A 1,200-nucleotide genomic window follows, 5' to 3' on the forward strand; every position below is an offset into this window, starting at 1 on the left:
CCACAGCTTCGGTATCGAATTTAAGCCCCGGAAATCTTCGGCGCAAGGTCACTTGACCAGTGAGCTATTACGCACTCTTTAAATGTATGGCTGCTTCTAAGCCAACATCCTGGTTGTCTGTGTAACCTCACATCCTTTACCACTTAATTCGAATTTTGGGACCTTAGCTGGTGATCTGGGCTGTTTCCCTTTCGACTATGAAGCTTATCCCACACAGTCTGACTCCCAAGTATATGAGTATGGCATTCGGAGTTTGATAGGTTTTGGTAACGCTATGCGCCCCTAGACCATTCAGTGCTCTACCTCCATCTCACTCTATCTTGAGGCTAGCCCTAAAGCTATTTCGAGGAGAACCAGCTATCTCCGGGTTCGATTGGCTTTTCACCCCTATCCACAGGTCATCCCATAGCTTTTAAACGCTACCGGGTTCGAGCCTCCATTTCATTTTACTGAAACTTCACTCTGCCCATGGATAGGTCACCCGGTTTCGGGTCTATGACAGACAACTTATCGCCCTATTAAGACTCGGTTTCCCTACGGCTCCATGACTTAATCACTTAACCTTGCTGCCTATCATAACTCGCTGGCCCGTTCTACAAAAAGTACGCGGTCACACTTTTAACGTGCTTCCACTGCTTGTAAGCATAGGGTTTCAGGTTCTATTTCACTCCCCTCCCGGGGTTCTTTTCGCCTTTCCCTCACGGTACTGTTCTCTATCGGTCACCAAGTAGTATTTAGCCTTGGGAGGTGGTCCTCCCTGCTTCCCACGGGATTTCTCGTGTCCCGTGGTACTCTGGATCATGACCTGGTGCTTATGGGTTTCGCCTACAGGACTATCACCCTGTCTCGTGGAGCTTCCCAGCTCTCTTCAGCTACCTATTTGCACATCCTTTGTCATGTCCTCAACCCCATACAAGTATGGTTTGGGCTCTTTCCCGTTCGCTCGCCGCTACTTAGGAAATCGAATTTTTTCTTTCTCTTCCTCAGGGTACTTAGATGTTTCAGTTCCCCTGGTCTTCCTCTCATAACTTATTTTATTGGGTTATGAGTGCTTGAGGGTTGCTCAAGCGGGTTTCCCCATTCGGAAATCTCCGGATCAAAGTCTATTTGCGACTCCCCGAAGCATATCGGTGCTTATCCCGTCCTTCATCGGCTCTTGGTGCCAAGGCATTCGCCCTATGCTCTTAATAACTTGACCTA

The 1,200-nt window shown here is 48.3% G+C and carries 1 rRNA gene; it reads right to left on the reverse strand.

The annotated features are described in order from the left end of the window. Positions 1–1,198, reverse strand: a 23S ribosomal RNA gene (locus tag ACKVDP_RS13790); the annotation flags it as partial. Positions 1,199–1,200: the final 2 nt, after the last annotated feature.

This window comes from Gudongella ferriphila, assembly GCF_046224405.1.
Classification (GTDB): Bacteria; Bacillota; Clostridia; order Tissierellales; family Tissierellaceae; genus Gudongella.